Raw genomic sequence first — 20,569 nt, forward strand, 5'->3', positions numbered from 1 at the left:
AGATTACTGATCAGTAAGCCGAACGGGCAGGCGAATTCAGGAAAATTCGCCTGCCCGTTCGCTAAATGCCGTGAGTCGGCTACCCCTTGAGCGCCTTGTCGATCGCGGCGTTGAACTGCTCGGCCGTCATGGGCGTGTTCTGGCTGCCCTCGGCGTTGATCTTCTTGCCGTCCATCTTGAGCGTCGGCGTGCCCTCGACACCGCTCTTCTGGAAGGTGTCGGACATCTTCAGCGCCCAGGCGTCGTACGTGCCGTCCTTGACGGCCTTCTCGAAGGCCGCGTTGTTCTTCAGCGCGGCCACCGAGTCGGCGATCTCGAGCAGGTAGTCGTCCTTGGCGAACTTGTCCTCGCTCTCCTGCGGGTGGAACTTCGCGGAGTAGAGAGCCGCCTTGTACTCCATGAAGGCCTCGGGGCTGACGTCGAGCGCCGCGCCCAGCGCGGAGAGCGCGTTCTTCGACCCCTCGCCGTTGGTGGCGTTGTCGATGAAGGTCGCGCCGATGTACTTGATCTTGTACTTGCCGGCGTCGACGTCCTTCTTGACCGTCTCGCCGACCGCCTGCTCGAAGGTCGCGCAGATCGGGCAGCGCGAGTCCTCGTACAGCTCCAGGGTCTTCTTCGCGGCGGGCTTGCCGATGACGACCGTCGTGCCGTTCTCACCCTCGGTGTTCTTGGGCTTGACGACCTTCGCGTCCTTGGCGGCCTCCCAGGCCGTGGGCTTGTTGGCCTGCATGACGGCGTAGCCGACGCCGCCCGCCACGGCCAGTACGCCGACGATCGAGGCGACGACGACGAGCTGCCGCCTGATCTTGTCCTTCTTGGCCTGGCGCTCGCGCTCGGCGCGCAGCCGCTCGCGGGCGGCCGCCTTGTTGGCCTGGCTGTTGCGTGCACTCATGATCGTGTTCTCCGTGGGGATGCGTGGGAAGTGGTTCGGCCGGGGAGCGCCGGGCTCGGCTCGGATCGAGACGTGTCAGCTCGGCGCGGGAGCCGTGAGCGGCGGCCCCCTGCGTCCCACGGAGTGCACAAAGTGCAGGGTGCGGGCGAAGCGCGGTCGGCCTGCGATGCGCTCCGCATGGCGGGCGGTCCCGCGGCCCCCGTACACCACGGCGACGGCGATCAGCAGCGGACGGAAGGCGAACCCCGCCACCGCGCGCAGCAGACCCGCCAGCGCGGACTCACCGCGCCGCAGCCAGGCCGCGGTGAGCAGCCCGACCGACACGTGCGCCGCGAGCAGCAGCCAGGGCACGGCCGGGTCGGGGGAGTTGATCAGCGTGGCCATCCGGCCCTCGGCCGGGGCCACACCGGGCAGCGGGGCGCCGACGCTGCCGCCGCACAGCACATCCACCCCGACCGCGCGCAGCGAACCGGCGACCGGTCCGCCCGCCGCGCCGTAACAGACGTGCTGGCCGGTGGTGAAGACGGTGTCCGCGGCGAGCTCCAGCGGGACCAGCACGGCCGCGATCGGCCCGTACCCCCGCTCGCGTCCCGCCAGCGCGTACGTGAGCAGGAACACTCCGGCGGCGACGGCGACGACCGTCGTCAGCGGCAGCGGCACCTGGGACAGCAGCACGTGGGAGGCCACGGACAGCGTCACGACGAGTGCCGTGAAGATCGCTGCCCGCAGCCCCCTGAGCCGCGTGTCGCTTATGTACAAAGGGGCCTGCCTGCCGGGTGTCTTCTGCTGCTGGGGGCCGGGGCCGTTCCCCGGGAAGTGCTGCATCGCTGAAGGAGTGTGCCATGCGCTGCGGTAAGCCGCTGCTAAGGATCCGGTCGTGCGGGCCGGCCACCCGGACCGGCCCCCGAACGAGCACCGGACACGCCCCCCGGACCAGGTCCCGGACACGACCCCGGACCGGCCTTACCGCAGGCCGGGGATCTTCCCGTTGCGGAACAGGTCCACGAAGATCTGGTGGTCGGCCCGCGCCCGGGCGCCGTAGCTGTGCGCGAAGTCCACCAGCAGGTCGCCGAAGCCGTCCTCGTCCGCCGCGATCGCCGCGTCGATGGCGCGCTCCGTGGAGAACGGCACGAGCGAGTGACCGCTCTCGTCGTCCGCCGCCGAGTGCATCGTGGCCGTCGCCCGGCCGAGGTCGGCGACCACGGCCGCGATCTCCACCGGGTCGTCGATGTCCGACCAGTCCAGGTCCACCGCGTACGGCGAGACCTCCGCCACCAGCTGACCGACCCGGCGTCCTCCCTCTTCGATCTCCGTCCAGCCCAGCCACGGGTCGGCGTGGTCCTGGAGCGCACGCTGCGAGATCACCGTGCGGTGGCCCTCGTGCTGGAAGTAGCCCCGGACCCGCTCGTCGGTGACGTGCCGGGACACCGCCGGGGTCTGGGCCTGCTTCATGTAGATCACGACATCGTTCTCGAGGGCGTCGCTGTTGCCCTCCAGCAGGATGTTGTACGACGGCAGACCGGCCGATCCGATACCGATGCCGCGCCTCCCGACCACGTCCTTCACCCGGTACGAGTCGGGGCGCGCGAGGCTCGACTCGGGCAGCGTCTCCAGATAGCCGTCGAACGCCGCCAGCACCTTGTACCGCGTCGCCGCGTCCAGCTCGATCGAGCCGCCGCCCTCCGCGAAGCGCCGCTCGTACTCACGGATCTCCGTCATCGAGTCCAGCAGCTCGAAGCGGGTCAGCGACCGGGCGCTGCGCAGCGCGTCCAGGAGCGGGCCCTGGGCGGTGTCCAGCGTGAAGGGTGGCACGTCGTCGTGCTTGGCGCCGGCCGCCAGGGAGTGGATGCGCTCGCGGTAGGCGGCGGCGTAGATCCGGACCAGCTCGGTGATCTGCTCGTCGCTGAGCGCCTTGGTGTAGCCGATCAGCGCCAGCGAGGCGGAGAGCCGCTTGACGTCCCAGGTGAAGGGGCCTACGTACGCCTCGTCGAAGTCGTTGACGTTGAAGATCAGCCGGCCGTTCGCGTCCATGTACGTGCCGAAGTTCTCGGCGTGGAGGTCGCCGTGGATCCAGACGCGGCTGGTGCGCTCGTCCAGATACGGGCCGCGGTGCCCGTTCCCGCCGGCTGCGTGTTCCCGCTCCAGGTCGGCGTAGAAGAGGCTCGCCGTGCCCCGGTAGAAGGCGAAGGCGGAGGCCGCCATCTTGCGGAACTTCACCCGGAACGCGGCCGGGTCGGCGGCCAGGAGCTCGCCGAAGGCGGTGTCGAAGACGGAGAGGATCTCCTCGCCTCGCTCGCCGGCCGAGGGCTGGTGGACCGACATCGCTGGGTGCCTCCTGGTACATGACAAATGGGACGGGTGTTCCGTCCCGCTCAACGCACGAAGGTAGTGCGGAGTGCCCGGCACTTGTCAGTCCGGAGGCATAGACTTCCACGCTGTCCACCCAGACTGTCATCGCTCGTTCTCCGGAGGCCTTCCGTCGTGACCAAGCCGCCCTTTACGCACCTCCACGTCCACACCCAGTACTCGCTGCTGGACGGTGCCGCGCGGCTCAAGGACATGTTCAGCGCCTGCAACGAGATGGGCATGACGCACATCGCCATGAGCGACCATGGCAACCTTCACGGCGCCTATGACTTCTTCCATTCGGCGAAGAAGGCCGGCATCACCCCGATCATCGGTATCGAGGCCTACGTCGCCCCCGAGTCCCGGCGGAACAAGCGGAAGATCCAGTGGGGCCAGCCCCACCAGAAGCGGGACGACGTCTCGGGTTCCGGTGGTTACACCCACAAGACGATCTGGGCGGCGAACAGGACCGGACTGCACAACCTCTTCCGGCTGTCGTCGGACGCGTACGCCGAGGGCTGGCTGCAGAAGTGGCCGCGGATGGACAAGGAGACCATCGCCCAGTGGTCCGAGGGGCTCATCGCCTCCACCGGCTGCCCCTCGGGCGAGCTCCAGACCCGGCTGCGCCTCGGCCAGTTCGACGAGGCCCTGAAGTCCGCCTCCGAGTACCAGGACATCTTCGGCAAGGACCGTTACTTCCTGGAGCTGATGGACCACGGCATCGAGATCGAGCGCCGCGTCCGCGACGGGCTGCTCGAGATCGGCAAGAAGCTCGGCATCCCGCCGCTGGTCACCAATGACTCGCACTACACATACGCGCACGAGGCGGGTGCCCACGACGCGCTGCTCTGCATCCAGACCGGCAAGAACCTGTCGGACCCGGACCGCTTCAAGTTCGACGGCACCGGCTACTACCTGAAGTCGACCGACGAGATGTACGCGATCGACTCCTCCGACGCCTGGCAGGAAGGCTGCCGGAACACGCTGCTGGTCGCCGAGCAGATCGACACCACCGGGATGTTCGAAGCCCGGAACCTCATGCCGAAGTTCGACATCCCCGAGGGCTACACCGAGGTCACCTGGTTCCGCGAGGAGACCATGCGGGGCATGCAGCGCCGGTTCCCGGACGGCATCCCCGAGGACCGCCTCAAGCAGGTCGAGTACGAGATGGACACCATCATCTCGATGGGCTTCCCCGGGTACTTCCTCGTCGTCGCCGACTTCATCATGTGGGCCAAGAAGCAGGGCATCGCGGTCGGCCCCGGCCGAGGCTCCGCGGCCGGCTCGATCGTCGCGTACGCCATGGGCATCACCGACCTGGACCCCATCCCGCACGGACTGATCTTCGAGCGTTTCCTCAACCCCGAGCGCATCTCGATGCCCGATGTCGACATCGACTTCGACGAGCGCAGGCGCGTCGAGGTGATCCGGTACGTGACCGAGAAGTACGGCGCCGACAAGGTCGCCATGATCGGCACGTACGGCACCATCAAGGCCAAGAACGCGATCAAGGACTCCGCGCGGGTGCTCGGCTACCCGTACGCGATGGGCGACCGGCTCACCAAGGCGATGCCCGCCGACGTCCTCGGCAAGGGCATCCCGCTCTCCGGCATCCTCGACCCCCAGCACCCGCGCTACAGCGAGGCCGGCGAGATCCGGGGGATGTACGAGAACGAGCCGGACGTGAAGAAGGTCATCGACACCGCACGGGGCGTCGAGGGCCTGGTCCGTCAGATGGGTGTGCACGCCGCCGGCGTGATCATGTCCAGCGAGACCATCACCGAACACGTCCCCGTGTGGGTCAGGCACACCGACGGCGTCACCATCACCCAGTGGGACTACCCGAGCTGTGAGTCGCTCGGCCTGCTGAAGATGGACTTCCTGGGCCTGCGCAACCTCACGATCATGGACGACGCCGTCAAGATGGTGAAGGCCAACAAGGGGATCGACATCGATCTCCTGGCCCTGCCGCTGGACGATCCCAAGACCTTCGAACTGCTCCAGCGCGGCGACACCCTCGGCGTCTTCCAGTTCGACGGCGGCCCCATGCGGTCCCTGCTGCGGCTGATGAAGCCCGACAACTTCGAGGACATCTCCGCCGTCTCGGCCCTGTACCGGCCGGGCCCGATGGGCATGAACTCCCACACGAACTACGCCCTGCGAAAGAACGGCCAGCAGGAGATCACCCCGATCCACCCGGAGCTGGAAAAGCCGCTCGAAGAAGTGCTCGCGGTCACCCACGGCCTGATCGTCTACCAGGAGCAGGTACAGAAGGCCGCGCAGATCATCGCCGGCTACTCGCTGGGTGAGGCCGACATCCTCCGCCGCGTGATGGGCAAGAAGAAGCCCGAGGAGCTGGCCAAGAACTTCACGATCTTCCAGGCGGGCGCGCGGAAGAACGACTACAGCGACGAAGCCATCCAGGCCCTGTGGGACGTGCTGGTCCCCTTCGCCGGCTACGCCTTCAACAAGGCGCACTCCGCCGCGTACGGCCTGGTCTCGTACTGGACCGCGTACCTCAAGGCGAACCACCCCGCCGAGTACATGGCGGGCCTGCTGACCTCGGTCAAGGACGACAAGGACAAGTCCGCCGTCTATCTGAACGAGTGCCGCCGCATGGGCATCAAGGTCCTGCCGCCCAATGTGAACGAGTCGGAGTCGAACTTCGCCGCCCAGGGCGACGACGTGATCCTCTTCGGCCTGACCGCCGTCCGGAACGTCGGACAGAACGTCGTCGAGTCGATCATCAAGTGCCGCAAGGCCAAGGGGAAGTACACGTCCTTCCCCGACTTCCTCGACAAGGTCGAGGCGGTCGTCTGCAACAAGCGGACCATCGAGTCGCTCATCAAGGCCGGCGCCTTCGACGAGATGGGCCATACCCGCAAGGGCCTGGTCGCCCAGCACGAGCCCATGATCGACAACGTGGTGGCGGTCAAGCGCAAGGAGGCCGAGGGCCAGTTCGACCTCTTCGGTGGCATGGGCGACGAGGAGAGCAACGAGCCGGGCTTCGGGCTCGACGTCGAGTTCTCCGACGTCGAGTGGGAGAAGTCCTATCTGCTCGCGCAGGAGCGCGAGATGCTCGGCCTCTATGTCTCGGACCACCCGCTCTTCGGCATCGAGCATGTGCTCAGCGACAAGACGGACGCGGCGATCTCCCAGCTCACGGGCGGGGAGCACGCGGACGGGGCGGTCGTCACCATCGGCGGCATCATCTCGGGCCTGCAGCGGAAGATGACCAAGCAGGGCAACGCGTGGGCGATCGCCACCGTGGAGGACCTGGCCGGTTCCATCGAGTGCATGTTCTTCCCGGCGACGTACCAGCTGGTGTCCACCCAGCTCGTCGAGGACACGGTCGTCTTCGTCAAGGGACGGCTCGACAAGCGGGAGGACGTGCCGCGGCTCGTCGCGATGGAGCTGATGGTCCCCGACCTCTCATCGGCCGGCACCAACGCTCCCGTGGTGATCACCATTCCCACGGTGAAGGTCACCCCGCCCATGGTCAGCCGGCTCGGCGAGATCCTCGGTCACCACAAGGGCAACACAGAGGTGCGGATCAAGCTCCAGGGCGCCCGCAAGACCACCGTGCTCCGCCTCGACCGGCACCGGGTGCAGCCCGATCCCGCGCTTTTCGGCGATCTGAAGGTCCTGCTCGGCCCGTCCTGCCTGGCGGGCTGAGGCCGCGGAGGCGGAACATCGCGTGCACCGCGTGCATCGCGTGCATCGCGTGAGGGGCACGCCCGGCGCCGGGCGTGCCCCTCACGCGTATGTCCTCGGACAGCCCGTCAGTCGGCTCAGTTGTGGCCGAAGCGCTTCTGCCGGCCCTTGTGGGCCACATCGGTCGGAGTGACCTGAGTCGCCCGCTGCTCGGCCTGCGCCTCGATCGACGCGCTCTTCGCCTGCTGCGTGCCGCGCTCGGCACTCGAAGCGGCCGCCTGTTTACGGTTCTGCTTGTTCTTGGCCATGGTGCTGCCTCCGTGTGGGATCTAGGGGCCAGGGCCGCCATCAGACTCACATAACCGTTCAAACAACGCATTTCGGATTATTGCGGTGAGTAACGGACCGCTGTTACGGTGCGGCTTCACGATCCGCCACGCCGATGATCGAGTTCCGGCCGTTAACCTTCCGGCGGTCGGGCAGACTCGAAGGAAACCCGAAGCAACTTCCGTTCCCGAGGTTCCCGAAAGAGGGTGGAACACGTGGACCGCTGCGTCGTCCTGGTGGACGCCGGCTATCTGCTGGGCGCCGCCGCGAGTCTCCTCGCCGGAGAGCCGGCGCGTTCCCGCATCACCGTCGACCACACCGCCCTCATCCAGGCCCTCCGTGAGCGTGCCGAGGCCGACACGGAACGTCCGCTGCTGCGTATCTACTGGTTCGACGGCGCCCCCGACCGTGTCCCCCAGCCGGAACACCGCAGGCTCCGGGTCATGCCCAGGGTCACCGTCCGGCTCGGCGCCCTGACCCGCAGCGACGGCCGCTGGGCCCAGAAGGGCGTCGACGCCGCGATGCACGCCGAACTCACCGAACTGGCCAGAAATCGAGCCTGCTCCGATGTCGTGCTCGTCACCGGCGACGGCGATCTGCTGCCCGGACTGATGTCCGCCAAGGAACACGGCGTCGCCGTCCACCTCTGGGCCGTGCAGGCCGCCGACGGCGACTACAACCAGTCGGAGGACCTCGTCGCCGAGGCCGACGAGCGGCGCGTCCTCGACCGCGCCTGGATCACCCAGGCCGTACGGGCCAAGGAGTTCACCGGCGTCTGCGCCCCGCCGCCCGCGCCCCGCCCCGAGATCGCGGCCATCCTCTCCGCCCCGCTTCCCGAAGCGGCCCTCGCCGCGTCCGCGGAGCGCACGGAGGAAGCCCGTGCCCAGGTGGCGCAGGCACGGAACGGAACGTCCGCCCCGGCCGCCGACGGCGGCACGGAGAACGGGGTGGGCACCCCCGGCGGCCCGCACGGCAAGGGCGTCCCCACCCCCAAGGACCTCGCGGGCCTGCGTGGCCCGGCCGTCGCGGCCGACCGGCAGCCGGCCGGCGCCACCCTGCGCTGGTCCTCCGACAAGGGCTGGATCGAGCGCCCGGGCAACGGCGCGCTCGGCGAGCCCCCGGAGACCGCGTCGCTGCCCACTCTCGCGCAGCTCACCAGCGCCGAGCAGCGCTGGGCCGACCGGGAGGAGGACATCACCACGGTCGGCGGCGACCCCTTCGAGGTCGGACAGGTCTTCGCGCGGCGCTGGATGGAGCGGCTGCCCGACCCGGCGCACGTGCAGAAACTGTCCACCATGTACCCGCGCATCCCGCACCGCATCGACGGCGAACTGCTGCGGTACGCAGCCCGCTTCGGACTGCTCGCCCACAAGGACGACCAGATCGACGAGCACGACCGCTATGCGATCCGGGCCGGATTCTGGCGCGAGATCGACGTCCGTGCCGCCGCGGAACGCGCCCCCGCGGGGGAGTAGGTCCGCGGACCCCGTAGGCTCGTCCCTCGTGAGTACGGTGTGCGTGGTGCGGGATCTGGTCAAGACGTACCCCGCCGCGCGCGCCCGGCGAGGGACCCCCGCGACCCCCGAGGTGCGTGCCAACGACGGTATCGGCCTCGAAGTGCGGCGCGGCGAGATCTTCGGGCTGCTCGGTCCCAACGGCGCCGGCAAGTCCACGCTCGTCCGCCAGCTGACCGGTCTGATGCGGCCGGATTCCGGCAGCGTCGACGTGCTCGGCCACGATCTCGTACGCCACCCCGAGCGGGCGGCGCGGCTCATCGGCTACCTCGGCCAGGAATCCACCGCCCTCGACGAGCTGACCGTCGCGCTCGCCGCCGAGACCACCGGCCGGCTGCGCGGCCTCGGGGTACGGGAGGCGCGGGCCGAGCGGGACGCCGTGCTGGAGGAGCTCGGCCTGACCGGGCTGGCCGGCCGGCCCCTGAAGAAGCTCTCCGGGGGCCAGCGAAGGCTCGCGTGCTTCGCCGCCACCCTCGTCGGCGAGCGGCCGGTCCTGGTGCTGGACGAGCCCACCACCGGGATGGACCCGGTCGCCCGGCGCGCGGTCTGGGCCGCGGTGGACCGCCGCCGCGCCGAGCACGACGTGACCGTGGTGCTCGTCACCCACAACGTCATCGAGGCCGAGACCGTCCTCGACCGCGTCGCCGTGCTGGAACGCGGCAAGGTCATCGCCTGCGACACGCCTGCCGGGCTCAAGGAGCGCATCGCGGGCGAGGTCCGCGTCGAGCTGGTCTGGCGCGAGCGGGCCCCGCTCGACGTCCCCGAGGTCGCGGCGCTGCGCCTCTCCGCCCAGGAGTCCGGACGCCGCTGGGTCCTCCGCCTCGCCCCGGAAGAGGCCCGCGCGGCCGTGGCCGCGGTGACCGGCGGTGCCGCCTTCGCCGCTCTCGACGACTTCACGCTGGCCACGCCGAGCCTGGAGGACGTGTACCTGGCGCTCGGCGGCCATGCGACGAAGGGACTGGTGAAGGCGTGAGCTGTGAGCCCTCGCACGTACTGAACTCGCCCATAGTGAACTCGTCCGTAGCGATCTCGTCCGTAGCGATCTCGTACGTACCGATCTTGCACGTACCGATCTTGCACGTACCGAACTTGCACGTATGGAACAGGAGCAGCGCCAGGTGAGCATCGTGCCTGCGGAGGCCGTGTCCGCGAGTGTGCGGGAGGCGTCCGGCGCACCGCCCGGGGCAGCGGCCGCGCCGCTCGCGCCCCGGGCCCGGCTGATGCCCGCGCTCGCCGCGGTGTACCGCGCCCAGCTGTCCCGGGCACGGGTCGCCAGGATCCCGTTGCTCTTCGTCGCGACGTTCCAGTCCGTCGGGATCATGGTGCTCATGCGCGGTGTGGTCGACGGCGGGGCCGAGGCGCGCGCCGTCGTCGCCGGGTCTGCGGTCCTTGTCGTCGCGTTCGTCGCGCTCAACCTTCTTGCCCAGTACTTCGGGCAACTCAGGGCCGGCGGCGGCCTCGACCACTACGCGACGCTGCCCGTGCCGCCCGCGGCGGTCGTTCTCGGCGCGGCCGGGGCGTACGCCTCCTTCACCGTGCCCGGGACGGTGGTGACCGCGGTCATCGGCTCGGTGCTCTTCGGGCTGCCGCTGACGCATCTATGGGTGCTGGCCGCTGTGATCCCGCTCGCGGGCGCCGCTCTCGCCGGGCTCGGCGCAGCCCTCGGACTGCTCGCCCCGCGCCAGGAACTCGCCACTCTGCTGGGGCAGTTGGGCATGTCCGCAGCGCTGCTCCTGGGCGTACTGCCGGCCGGCCGGCTCCCGGAGCCGATCACGTACGCGCGCGATCTTCTGCCGTCCACGTACGGCGTCGAGGCTCTCGCCCGCAGCTTCGACGCGCAGCCGCAGTGGCCGGCCGTCGCACTGGACCTCGCCGTCTGCGCGGCCGTCGGCGTGGTCTCGCTGGCCGTCGCGACCTGGGCGTACCGGCGGGCCGCGGTCCGGTGAGGCGTCCCACGGGGACGTTTGGCACGATGTCATGGTGACCGCACCCCTGACCCCGCCTCACCAGCCGCCGTCGCACGACGCGACCCCGTACCACCCGTATCCCGTCCCGCACCCGGACGGAGAAGGGCAGGACATGAAGAAGGAGGCCCGGCAGGCCGCTGTCGTGCTGCTGGCCGTGGCGCTCGCGGGGATCGTGCTCGGCCTGCTCTGGCTGTGGCTGGCGCCGCGGGTACAGCTGATCGCGACCGACAAGGCGGTCTTCGTCGCGGACACGGAGGGCGAGGAGGCCGCGGGCGCGGACGGCACGTTCGCCCTGCTGGCGCTCGGTCTGGGCGTGCTCAGCGCCGCCGTCGTCTTCTGGTTCCACCGCCGCGGAGGCATCGCGCTGGTCGCCGCGCTCGCCGTGGGCGGCGTGCTCGGCTCGGCCCTGGGCTGGGGCATCGGCTACTGGTTCGGCCCGGCCCACGACGTCGTCGCCCATGCCCGGGCGGTCGGCCCGGGTGTCCCCTTCGACGCCCCGCTCCAGCTCCGGGCGAAGGCCGCGCTGCTGGCGTGGCCGGTCGCCGCGATGGTGGTGCACCTGGCCCTGACCGCGCTCTTCGGCCCTCGCGACCCGGAGCCGGACTGGGCGCCCCCGCTGCCCTACGACGACCGGGGCTGACGCGCGGGCCCGGCCGGTCCGGGTCGGCCCCGACCGGCCCGGCCGTGTGGTTCGGGCCAGCCGCTGCGCCGTGTCCGGGTCCGCCCCTTGCCGCTGTGTCGATGTGCGACTCGGCCGCGTGGGGGGCTGCCCCCCGACCCCCCCGCCTCAGTCGCCGGACGGGCTCCACTGGAGGGGGCCGGGCCCCGCTCCTCGCTACGCCGGCCGGCGGCCGTGGTTCGCGCGGCGCTTCCGGAGCCGCCATTTGCGTTTGCGCGTGCGCTTCGACATACGGGCGCCCCCTCGGATCGGGATGTCCTTCGGTCGTAGCCGAGGAAGGGACCGCCGTCGAGGTCCCGCGCACGCCCTGTTACGCGCGACCGATCGGCGCCAGCACCGCGCCCGTGAGTGCCGCGAGGTCCGCGGGGGACAGCTCGACCTCCAGTCCACGGCGTCCGGCCGAGACGCAGATCGTCGGGTGGGCCGAGGCCGAGGTGTCCAGGACCGTCCGCAGACGCTTGCGCTGCCCGAGCGGGGAGATCCCCCCGCGCACGTATCCGGTGGTGCGCTCGGCGGCCGCCGGGTCGGCCATCGCGGCACGCTTGCCGCCGACCGCCGCGGCCAGGGCCTTCAGATCGAGCTGTCCGGCGACCGGGACGACCGCCACCGTCAGTTCGCCGTCCACGTCCGCGACGAGGGTCTTGAAGACCCGGTCGGGAGCGACACCAAGAGCCTCCGCGGCCTCCTCCCCGTACGAGGGAGTCGCCGGGTCGTGCTCGTACGCGTGGACGGTGAACGCCGTTCCCGCGGTCGTCAACGCCACCGTCGCCGGGGTGCCGCCCTGCTGCTTCCTGGACTTCTTCGCCAAGGTCTCGGTCCTCGAACTGGTCGGTGTGCACCGCACTCGTCGAAGCGCTTCCGGTTCATCGGTGCGCTTCGGGTTCATCGGTGCGCTTCGGACTGGTCGGACGGGTCAGACCAGTTGGGGCTAGTGCCCCTCCCGGCACTAGTTGGGGCTCGTCGGAGCGCGCGTCAGGTCGACTGCGGGCAGCGACGGAAGATGCCGTATCACCGCGGTCTCGGAACGCAGCAGCTTCAGCTCCTCGCGCAGCCGGGTCGCGGTGTCCGGGGCCTGCAGCAGTCGCTGCTTCGACGGGGTGTCCAGCACGGCCGCGGCGGCCACCAGGTACGACACCACGGACGGCTCGTCCGGCAGCTCCGCGCCCGTGGACAGCGAACGCTCGCGCGCGCCCGCCAGCCGCTTCTGGTAGTTGCGGAAAGCCCGCAGCACGCCTTCGGCGAGTGCGCCGGCGCCGTCCCCCGACTCCTCCGGGATCTCTTCGAGTTCGGCCGTGAGGAAGGGGCCGCTCGCGTCGACGGAAAGCAGTTTGACCCGGCTCGTGCCGGTGGCCAGCACCTCGTAGCTGCCGTCCGCGCGTTCGCGGATCGTCGCCGCATCCGCGATGCATCCGACCCGGTGGAACGCCTGGATCGGGTCGGTGCCGAAGCCGGCGGCGGGGCCCTTCTCGGGCAGCGCGGTCTGGTCGGGCAGCCCGGGAGCGGTCGGCGCGACCTCGCGGCCGTCGCGGATGGCGACCACGGCGAAGCGGCGCGGCTCGGACTCGTCGGTCTTCAGCAGCTCGCGCATCATGGCGCGATAGCGCTCCTCGAAGACGTTCAGCGGCAGGACGAGGCCCGGGAAAAGCACCGCGTTGAGCGGGAAGAGAGGCAGGCGAGCGGTGGTCACAGCGGTTAAGCGTAATGGCCGCCGGAGGGGCTGCGTCCGGCCGCCTGCCCGTGACCCGTACGGAGCTGTCCGATCCGGCGCCCGCGGCGGATCGGTACCGAGGACGCCACCTCGATCCGGACGCCGTCGCGAGCCTCCAGGAACTGGCCCAGCGGATCGTCCGTCAGACAGTTCCACGGGAACGACGTCGCACACGGGCCGATCGTCCGGAACTGCTCCAGAGCCTCGGCCCAGCGGCCGCGTGCGATCAGCACGTACACCAGCAGATTGCGGACCTCCGCGGGCCAGGGGTCGGCCTCCCGGTAGCGCTCGGACAGCGCGATCGCCCGGTCCGCGGCGGCGTCGATGCGGTCGGCCTGTACGGAGCTGAAGGCGCCGGCCAGCAGCAGTGTGAACGCGGCCCGCACCGGCAGGGCCTGCACGAGCGAGCCGGGGAGGGAGTCCTCGGCGGCACGCTCGGCGAAGTCGAAGCACTCGCGGTGCGAGCCGTACCAGTGGGCGGAGAGGTACTGGAGCGCCGCGACATGGCAGCCGTAGTGGTGCGAGGAGCGGCGCACGGCCTGCTCCCACAGCGACTCGAAGGCGGTGTGCGTGGCGTGGGTGCCGCGCGCGTGGTCGAGTGCGACCCGCCAGGGCACGGGGTCGCGCGGATCGCCCTCGGCCGCGGCGTCGATGAGCGGGCCGACCTCGCGCAGCCGCTCGGTGCGCGCGGGCGACTCCCAGGCTCTGCGGACCGCGAGTTCGGCCTTCACGAGCAGGGCGTCGGGATCACGGGGCGAGGCCGCGAGCCACCCGGTCAGCCAGTCGTCCCGGCTGTGGGCGAACGCCGCGAGGCGCATCACATAGCGGTCCCGGTTCTCCCACTCGGCCACGTCGCGCGAAGTGGCGAGCAGCTTGGCGGCGGGCTCGTGGTCGCCGACCGCGGCCGCGACGAGTGCGGGCCCGAGCCGCTCGTCGGGGGCGTCGAGCAGTACCGCGTCGTCCGGGGGCAGCCCGTCGGCGAGCCGCGGGGTGTGCCGGACCATGCGGGCGGTGCTGATCAGAGCACGGAGCAGAGACATGGTGCGGACCATTGAAAGCCGCAGGTCGAGGGCGCGCCAGAGGGCATCTGTGAAGTTTTGGTAGCAGGTGGAATGGTTGTCCTGAGTCAGGTCAAGAAACCGCAAAGGAGCGCGTAATCGGAAGCGCGCGGGGGCGCACACCGAGCCCGCCGGGCGGTTGTCTGCCCGACCGTCGTGCGCCCCGGCCACCGGCGCGAGCGACCGGCGCGGACGGTCGCGCAAGGGACGCCGGAGCGACGGCCGTGACCGTGGTGCCGTGGGCCGCCGATACCCGTCCGGCGGGCATCCGGCGTGAACCGGCCCACCCACGGGACGCTCGCGCCCACCCCCTCGGGACGCTCGCGCGCCCACCCACGGGACGCTCGCGCCCACCCCCTCGGGACGCCCTCGCGCGCGAGGGCGTCCCGAGGGCGACCTAGGCCGTGTTTGAGAACTCCCGCCTGGCTCGCGGCGTCTGGCACGCACTCCCCCGTAGCCCTTCGGGCACGGGAGGTGCCCCCACGCCGCGTTGTCGGAGTCATCCACGTACGTCCAGTACGAGGATGATCTCCCCCAGCTACCGCTGGGAGGTGCCCCCACCGCCTTGCGATTGCACGCACCAGACGCCGCGAGCCCCGCCCTACGGGCGGACGGCGCTGGTTCTCAAACACGGCCTAGCCGCGGCGCAGCAGCCGTGACGCACCCGCCGCGACCGTCGTCGCGAGGATCCAGCCGAGCAGGATCAGTGCGGCCGCGGCCCACTGCCAGCGGCCCTCCAGGCGCCAGTAGCCGTCCTGGCCGAGATTGATCACCGGGAGGAGCAGGTCCAGGGCGAACAAGGACGGGTTCCACTCCGGGTGTTCGTCGGGCTTGATCGCCGAGGGGTCGTAGCGCGAGAACGCCACCGCGCCCGCCGCCCAGAGCACCGCCATCCACAGCGCGGCCCGGCCCGGCCGGTAGCCGTACGCCACCGTCCAGTCCTGGAGATAGCCCCAGAGCTTCGCCGCGAGCGGCAGGGTCTCGCGGCGCCGGCGCTGCTTGGCGAGCAGCACCTCGCGCGCGTCCGCGTCCTCGCCGCTGTTGCGCAGGACGGTCGCCAGCCGCTCGTACGGCTCCGGGGCGTACTCGGGGGTTGCGGCCGCGATCCACTCCAGCCGCCGGGCCAGCGGGAAGCGGCTGTACGGGACGAGGTTCTCGTACACGAAGCCGCCCATCGCCAGCCCGCCGGGACCCGGCCAGCTCGTCGACAGATCGATCAGCGTGACGATCTTCGCGCCGTTCAGCACGACACGTCCCTGCTCCGGCCGCTCCCCGTTGAAGCGCAGCTCGGGTGTGACGATCCTGCGCAGCGACAGCTCCTCGCGCCGGGCGTCCGACAGCACGAAGCGGGCCTTGTGGAAGTCGACCGCGTCGCCGAAGCGCCCGTCGTCCAGCCGTACCCCGCCATGGCATTCGAAGCGCCGCTCCTGCGCGCCGGGCGCCCGTCCGCCGACGGCGTTGGTGATGCCGAACGGGGGAGTGGTCCCCTGGTCGCCCGCCACATTCACCCACGCTCGCGTCATGTAGAGCGTGCGCTCCACCGTCAGCTGTGGAGCGTTCAGCGCGCGGCGCCCCTCCACCGCCCGCAGCCGGCTGCCGCGCAGGCTCAGCGACACGCCGACCTTCGCGCCGCGCAGGCTGACTTCGCCGTACGTGTCGATCAGTTCGGCCTGGAGGTCCTGGGCCACCGACAGTCCGTCCGCGGCGATCGCCCGGCCCCGCCGGTCCGGCCGCACCTGGATCTGGTTGATCAGCAGATCCGTGCCGATCTGCGCGTCCGTGAGCCGCATCCCGCGCTCGATCCGGCAGCGCGGCAGATGCAGATCACCCTCCGTGTGCAGCCGGGCGGCCTCCAGCCGCGGTATCGCGCAGCCGACCATGCGCAGTGTCGTGAACCGTGCCTCGGGTAACGCCAGCTCGCTCTCGAAGCGGCAGCCGGTCAGCTCGACGTACGGCCCGATCGTTCCGCCGCCGAGGGCGAGCTTCCCGGTGATGTACGCGCCGCGCAGCTTCAGCGCGCAGACCCGCCCGGGGCGCGCGGCCGGACCGCTGAGCAGCAGCATCGCGATCACATCGGCGCGCACACTGCGGTCCGGGCCCCACTCACGGCCCGAGAAGGGATCGTTCAGCAGCGGATTGCTGTCACGCAGGTCGCAGGCCCTCCCGTGCTCGAACGCGGTCCACATGGTCCGCTCTGCGGTGGTGAGATCGTCGGGCACGTCGATGCCCTGCGGCTCGGTCAATGCCGCCCCCTTGCTTCCCCGGGTTTCGTACAGCCGTTCTTCCCGCTGCGTAACGGACTGAACGCTAGTGGTCATGAACGACTTCTGAAACCAGAGGGGCGGCGCGAGAGCGCCCCAGTGAGAAGTGGTGGTCGGGAGACGTGTGGGAGTGATCTGACGCGTATCAGTCAGTGATACGAGAGACCGGCTGTCGGTGACCGTCTGCGAGAATTGACCCGTGCTGCAATCAATTTCTCTGGCTCGTATCGACCTGCGCGGCGCCGCCCTCCCTCAGGGCGGGGCCCTGCGCGATCTGCTGCCCCGTGCCGACTTCGACGTGGAAGCCGCCCTGGAGAAGGTGCGGCCGATCTGCGAGGACGTGCATCATCGCGGCACAGCGGCGCTGATCGAGTACGCGGAGAAGTTCGACGGTGTGACGCTGGAGCGGGTGCGGGTGCCCGCGAAGGCTCTCACGGAGGCGCTCGAGCAGCTGGACCCCCAGGTCAGGGCAGCACTTGAGGAGTCGATCCGGCGCGCCAGGATCGTCCACCGCGAGCAGCGCCGGCAGACGCACACCACCCAGGTCGTGCCGGGCGGCACGGTGACCGAGAAGTGGGTTCCGGTCGAGCGCGTTGGGCTGTACGCGCCGGGCGGGCGTTCCGTCTACCCCTCGTCCGTGATCATGAATGCCGTACCGGCGCAGGAGGCCGGCGTCGAGTCCATCGCGCTCGCGTCACCGCCGCAGAAGCCCCGTTTTGAAGGAGATGCAGCGGGGGGACTGCCGCACCCGACGATCCTCGCCGCCTGCGCGCTGCTCGGCGTCGACGAGGTGTACGCGGCGGGAGGCGCCCAGGCCGTCGCGATGTTCGCGTACGGGACCTCCGGACCCGACGGGTGTGCTCCGGCGAACATGGTGACCGGCCCCGGCAACGTCTGGGTCGCCGCCGCCAAGCGCTACTTCACCGGCCGGATCGGCATCGACACCGAGGCCGGCCCGACCGAGATCGCGGTCCTCGCCGACGCCACCGCCGACCCGGCCCACGTCGCCGCCGACCTGATCAGCCAGGCCGAGCACGACCCGCTGGCCGCGGCCGTCCTGGTCACCGACTCGCCCGAGCTCGCGGACGCGGTCGAGCGCGAGCTGGAGCCGCAGATCGCCGCGACCAAGCACGTCGAGGACCGGATCCTCCCGGCCCTGTCCGGCAAGCAGTCCGCGATCGTCCTGGTCGACGGCATCGAGGAGGGCCTGCGCGTCGTCGACGCGTACGGCGCCGAGCACCTGGAGATCCAGACCGCCGACGCGGCGGCCGTCGCGAACCGGGTCCGCAACGCGGGCGCGATCTTCGTCGGCCCGTGGGCGCCGGTCTCCCTCGGCGACTACTGCGCCGGCTCCAACCACGTACTGCCCACCGGCGGCTGCGCCTGCCACTCCTCCGGTCTGTCCGTCCAGTCCTTCCTGCGCGGCATCCACATCGTGGACTACACGCGCGAGGCCCTGGCCGAGGTCACCCACCACGTGGTGACGCTGGCGGAGGCGGAGGACCTCCCGGCGCACGGCGCCGCGCTGAAGGCAAGGTTCGGCTGGAAGGTACCCGAGAGCAAGTGAGCACGAAGCAAGTGGGCACGGAGCAAGTGGGCGCGGAGCAAGTGGGCGCGGAGCAAGTGGGCACGGACCACGTGAGCACCGGCGACGTCGGCATCGACGATCTCCCCATCAGGGACGAGCTGCGCGGCAAGTCCCCCTATGGCGCGCCCCAGCTCGACGTCCCCGTACAGCTGAACACCAACGAGAACCCGTACCCGTTGCCCGAACCGCTGGTGGCGCGGATCGCCGAGCGGGTGCGGGAGGCCGCGCGCGGCCTCAACCGCTACCCCGACCGGGACGCGGTCGAGCTGCGTACCGAGCTCGCGAAGTACCTGACCCGCACCGGCAAGCACCCCATCGCCGTCGAGAACGTCTGGGCGGCCAACGGTTCCAACGAGGTCATCCAGCAGCTGCTGCAGACCTTCGGCGGGCCCGGCCGTACCGCCATCGGCTTCGAGCCCTCGTACTCGATGCACGGACTGATCTCCCGCGGCACCGGCACCGGCTGGATCTCCGGTCCGCGGCGTGACGACTTCACCCTGGACGCCGACGCCGCCGCTCAGGCCATCGCCGAGCACCGGCCCGACGTCGTCTTCATCACCTCGCCCAACAACCCCACCGGCACCGCCGTCGACGCCGAGACGGTCCTCGCGCTCTACGAGGCCGCGCAGGAGGCCAAGCCGTCGCTGGTGGTGGTCGACGAGGCGTACGTCGAATTCAGCCACCGCCCCTCCCTGCTGCCGCTGATCGAGGGCCGGCCGAACCTCGTCGTGTCGCGGACCATGTCGAAGGCCTTCGGCGCCGCCGGCCTGCGCCTGGGCTATCTCGCCGCGCACCGAGCCGTCGTGGACGCCGTCCAGCTCGTACGGCTGCCGTACCACCTCTCCGCCGTCACCCAGGCCACGGCCCTCGCCGCCCTGGAGCACACCGATACGCTGCTGAAGTACGTCGAGCAGCTCAAGGAGGAGCGGGACCGGCTGGTCACCGAGCTGCGCGCCATCGGTTACGACGTGACCGAGTCCGACGCCAACTTCGTCCAGTTCGGGCGGTTCGACGGCGAGGGCGGCGCCCACGCCATGTGGCAGAAGATCCTCGACCGGGGCGTCCTGGTCCGCGACAACGGCGTACCGGGCCGGCTGCGGGTCACCGCCGGCACCCCCGAAGAGAACGACGCGTTCCTCGATGCGGTTCGCGCACTGAAGAAGGAGCAGAGCTCATGAGCCGCGTAGGACGGGTCGAGCGCACCACCAAGGAGACGTCCGTCGTCGTCGAGATCAACCTCGACGGCACCGGAAAGGTCGATGTGTCGACCGGGGTCGGCTTCTACGACCACATGCTCGACCAGCTCGGCCGCCACGGTCTGTTCGACCTCACGGTCAAGACCGACGGCGATCTGCACATCGACAGCCACCACACCATAGAGGACACCGCCCTCGCGCTCGGCGCCGCCTTCAAGCAGGCCCTGGGCGACAAGGTGGGCATCTATCGGTTCGGCAACTGCACCGTCCCGCTGGACGAGTCGCTCGCCCAGGTGACCGTGGACCTCTCCGGCCGCCCGTACCTCGTGCACACCGAGCCGGAGAACATGGCGCCGATGATCGGCGCGTACGACACGACGATGACCCGGCACATCCTGGAGTCCTTCGTCGCCCAGGCGCAGATCGCTCTGCACGTCCACGTCCCGTACGGGCGCAACGCACACCACATCGTGGAGTGCCAGTTCAAGGCGCTGGCGCGAGCCCTGCGCTATGCCTCGGAGCGCGACCCGCGCGCCGCCGGAATTCTTCCCTCCACGAAGGGCGCCCTGTAGCCGTGACCGGTCTGTCCACGATTCTGATCGTCCTCGGGCTCTTCCTGCTCGGCGGCGTGTACTCCTTCGCCAAGCAGCAGATGCCCAAGGGTCTGATCGTGCTGCTCTCCGTCGGCGCCGGCATGTGCCTCGTCGCGGGCGTCCTGCGACTGGACGTGTGGTCATGAGCGAGCGGAAGAAGGTCGTCGTCTTCGACTACGGCTTCGGCAACGTCCGCTCCGCCGAGCGCGCCCTCGCCCGCGTCGGCGCCGATGTCGAGATCACCCGTGACTTCGACAAGGCCATGAACGCCGACGGACTGCTCGTCCCCGGCGTCGGCGCCTTCTCCGCCTGCATGACCGGACTCCAGGAGGCCCGCGGGCACTGGGTCATCGACCGCAGGCTCTCCGGCGGCCGGCCCGTCATGGGTATCTGCGTCGGCATGCAGATCCTCTTCGAGCGCGGCATCGAGCACGGCGTGGAGACCGAAGGCCTGGACGAGTGGCCCGGCGTCGTCGGGCCGTTGAAGGCCCCGGTCGTCCCCCACATGGGCTGGAACACCGTCAAGGCCCCCGAGGACTCCGAGCTGTTCGCCGGACTCGACGCCGACGCCCGCTTCTACTTCGTGCACTCGTACGCCGTGCACGAATGGGGCCTGGAGATCACCAACCCGGCCATGCGCGCCCCGAAGGTCACCTGGGCGACACACGGCGAGCCCTTCGTCGCGGCCGTCGAGAACGGCGCCCTGTGGGCCACCCAGTTCCACCCCGAGAAGTCCGGCGACGCCGGCGCCCAGCTCCTCACCAACTGGATCGAGACACTCTGATC

18 protein-coding genes are annotated in these 20,569 nt (G+C 70.5%); 10 read left to right on the top strand and 8 right to left on the bottom strand.

Going from position 1 to position 20,569, the window contains the following annotated elements:
* Positions 1-79 precede the first annotated feature (79 nt).
* The 3 genes from ACZ6ZQ_RS12195 to ACZ6ZQ_RS12205 all read right to left on the bottom strand — a co-directional run bounded on the left by ACZ6ZQ_RS12195 (position 80) and on the right by ACZ6ZQ_RS12205 (position 3,214).
* Positions 80-892: a DsbA family protein gene (locus tag ACZ6ZQ_RS12195; protein ID WP_469768441.1), complete on the bottom strand. Its 813-nt coding sequence runs from the start codon at positions 890-892 to the stop codon at positions 80-82.
* A gap of 75 nt (positions 893-967) precedes the next feature.
* Complete coding sequence (locus tag ACZ6ZQ_RS12200; protein ID WP_469768530.1) at positions 968-1,651, bottom strand: hypothetical protein; 684 nt, start codon at positions 1,649-1,651, stop codon at positions 968-970.
* Between the two features lie 204 nt (positions 1,652-1,855).
* Positions 1,856-3,214, bottom strand: a complete 1,359-nt coding sequence (locus ACZ6ZQ_RS12205) for a DUF2252 domain-containing protein (protein WP_469768442.1) — start codon at positions 3,212-3,214, stop codon at positions 1,856-1,858.
* A 159-nt stretch (positions 3,215-3,373) separates the two neighbouring features.
* Here ACZ6ZQ_RS12205 and dnaE point away from each other — a divergent pair, with 159 nt between their 5' ends.
* The gene (dnaE, locus tag ACZ6ZQ_RS12210) at positions 3,374-6,913 is read left to right on the top strand and encodes a DNA polymerase III subunit alpha (protein ID WP_469768443.1); all 3,540 of its coding nucleotides are present in this window, start codon (positions 3,374-3,376) and stop codon (positions 6,911-6,913) included.
* Positions 6,914-7,029: 116 nt separating this feature from the next.
* On the opposite strand, the gene ACZ6ZQ_RS12215 is transcribed toward dnaE, so the two are convergent.
* On the bottom strand, positions 7,030-7,200 hold the full coding sequence (locus ACZ6ZQ_RS12215) for a hypothetical protein (RefSeq protein ID WP_469768444.1): 171 nt from the start codon (positions 7,198-7,200) through the stop codon (positions 7,030-7,032).
* Between the two features lie 225 nt (positions 7,201-7,425).
* Here ACZ6ZQ_RS12215 and ACZ6ZQ_RS12220 point away from each other — a divergent pair, with 225 nt between their 5' ends.
* From ACZ6ZQ_RS12220 to ACZ6ZQ_RS12235, 4 genes are all read left to right on the top strand, one after another.
* On the top strand, positions 7,426-8,694 hold the full coding sequence (locus tag ACZ6ZQ_RS12220; RefSeq protein ID WP_469768445.1) for an NYN domain-containing protein: 1,269 nt from the start codon (positions 7,426-7,428) through the stop codon (positions 8,692-8,694).
* 37 nt (positions 8,695-8,731) lie between these two features.
* Entirely contained in the window at positions 8,732-9,706 is a 975-nt protein-coding gene (locus tag ACZ6ZQ_RS12225; protein ID WP_469768531.1) for an ABC transporter ATP-binding protein, read from the top strand.
* A gap of 124 nt (positions 9,707-9,830) precedes the next feature.
* Positions 9,831-10,679, top strand: coding sequence for an ABC transporter permease (locus tag ACZ6ZQ_RS12230; protein WP_469768446.1), 849 nt, complete (start codon positions 9,831-9,833; stop codon positions 10,677-10,679).
* Positions 10,680-10,710: 31 nt separating this feature from the next.
* A complete protein-coding gene (locus tag ACZ6ZQ_RS12235) occupies positions 10,711-11,340 on the top strand; it encodes a hypothetical protein (RefSeq protein ID WP_469768447.1) in 630 nt (209 codons plus the stop codon).
* A 349-nt stretch (positions 11,341-11,689) separates the two neighbouring features.
* Here the strand turns inward: ACZ6ZQ_RS12235 and ybaK are convergent, their stop codons facing one another.
* The 4 genes from ybaK to ACZ6ZQ_RS12255 all read right to left on the bottom strand — a co-directional run bounded on the left by ybaK (position 11,690) and on the right by ACZ6ZQ_RS12255 (position 16,388).
* Positions 11,690-12,187 carry a Cys-tRNA(Pro) deacylase gene (gene ybaK / locus ACZ6ZQ_RS12240; RefSeq protein ID WP_469768448.1) on the bottom strand — a complete coding sequence of 166 codons (498 nt, stop codon included), beginning with the start codon at positions 12,185-12,187 and terminating at the stop codon, positions 11,690-11,692.
* A 138-nt stretch (positions 12,188-12,325) separates the two neighbouring features.
* On the bottom strand, positions 12,326-13,066 hold the full coding sequence (locus ACZ6ZQ_RS12245) for an LON peptidase substrate-binding domain-containing protein (RefSeq protein ID WP_469768449.1): 741 nt from the start codon (positions 13,064-13,066) through the stop codon (positions 12,326-12,328).
* A 5-nt stretch (positions 13,067-13,071) separates the two neighbouring features.
* On the bottom strand, positions 13,072-14,139 hold the full coding sequence (locus ACZ6ZQ_RS12250; RefSeq protein WP_469768450.1) for a hypothetical protein: 1,068 nt from the start codon (positions 14,137-14,139) through the stop codon (positions 13,072-13,074).
* Between the two features lie 641 nt (positions 14,140-14,780).
* The gene (locus tag ACZ6ZQ_RS12255; protein WP_469768532.1) at positions 14,781-16,388 is read right to left on the bottom strand and encodes an oxidoreductase; all 1,608 of its coding nucleotides are present in this window, start codon (positions 16,386-16,388) and stop codon (positions 14,781-14,783) included.
* A 220-nt stretch (positions 16,389-16,608) separates the two neighbouring features.
* On the opposite strand from ACZ6ZQ_RS12255, the gene hisD reads away from it, so the two are divergent.
* The 5 genes from hisD (at position 16,609) to hisH (ending at position 20,567) form a co-directional block, all read left to right on the top strand.
* Positions 16,609-17,973, top strand: coding sequence for a histidinol dehydrogenase (gene hisD, locus ACZ6ZQ_RS12260; RefSeq protein WP_469768533.1), 1,365 nt, complete (start codon positions 16,609-16,611; stop codon positions 17,971-17,973).
* 71 nt (positions 17,974-18,044) lie between these two features.
* Complete coding sequence (locus ACZ6ZQ_RS12265; protein WP_469768534.1) at positions 18,045-19,172, top strand: histidinol-phosphate transaminase; 1,128 nt, start codon at positions 18,045-18,047, stop codon at positions 19,170-19,172.
* Positions 19,169-19,762: an imidazoleglycerol-phosphate dehydratase HisB gene (gene hisB, locus ACZ6ZQ_RS12270; protein WP_351570561.1), complete on the top strand. Its 594-nt coding sequence runs from the start codon at positions 19,169-19,171 to the stop codon at positions 19,760-19,762. The genes ACZ6ZQ_RS12265 and hisB overlap by 4 nt, the downstream gene beginning before the upstream one ends.
* A gap of 2 nt (positions 19,763-19,764) precedes the next feature.
* Positions 19,765-19,929 (top strand): hypothetical protein, encoded by a 165-nt coding sequence (locus ACZ6ZQ_RS12275; protein ID WP_469768451.1) that lies wholly within the window; start codon positions 19,765-19,767, stop codon positions 19,927-19,929.
* Complete coding sequence (gene hisH / locus ACZ6ZQ_RS12280) at positions 19,926-20,567, top strand: imidazole glycerol phosphate synthase subunit HisH (RefSeq protein WP_453663635.1); 642 nt, start codon at positions 19,926-19,928, stop codon at positions 20,565-20,567. The genes ACZ6ZQ_RS12275 and hisH overlap by 4 nt, the downstream gene beginning before the upstream one ends.
* Positions 20,568-20,569: the final 2 nt, after the last annotated feature.

The sequence above is a fragment of the Streptomyces sp. NPDC053673 genome (assembly GCF_055585225.1).

Bases quoted from the DNA above. Each gene is read 5' to 3' on its own strand.
- ACZ6ZQ_RS12250 (WP_469768450.1), bottom strand. From the start codon at position 14,139: ATGGTCCGCACCATGTCTCTGCTCCGTGCTCTGATCAGCACCGCCCGC.
- hisB (WP_351570561.1), top strand. From the start codon at position 19,169: ATGAGCCGCGTAGGACGGGTCGAGCGCACCACCAAGGAGACGTCCGTC.
- ACZ6ZQ_RS12235 (WP_469768447.1), top strand. From the start codon at position 10,711: ATGGTGACCGCACCCCTGACCCCGCCTCACCAGCCGCCGTCGCACGAC.
- ACZ6ZQ_RS12215 (WP_469768444.1), bottom strand. From the start codon at position 7,200: ATGGCCAAGAACAAGCAGAACCGTAAACAGGCGGCCGCTTCGAGTGCC.
- hisH (WP_453663635.1), top strand. From the start codon at position 19,926: ATGAGCGAGCGGAAGAAGGTCGTCGTCTTCGACTACGGCTTCGGCAAC.
- ACZ6ZQ_RS12205 (WP_469768442.1), bottom strand. From the start codon at position 3,214: ATGTCGGTCCACCAGCCCTCGGCCGGCGAGCGAGGCGAGGAGATCCTC.
- ACZ6ZQ_RS12230 (WP_469768446.1), top strand. From the start codon at position 9,831: ATGGAACAGGAGCAGCGCCAGGTGAGCATCGTGCCTGCGGAGGCCGTG.
- ACZ6ZQ_RS12195 (WP_469768441.1), bottom strand. From the start codon at position 892: ATGAGTGCACGCAACAGCCAGGCCAACAAGGCGGCCGCCCGCGAGCGG.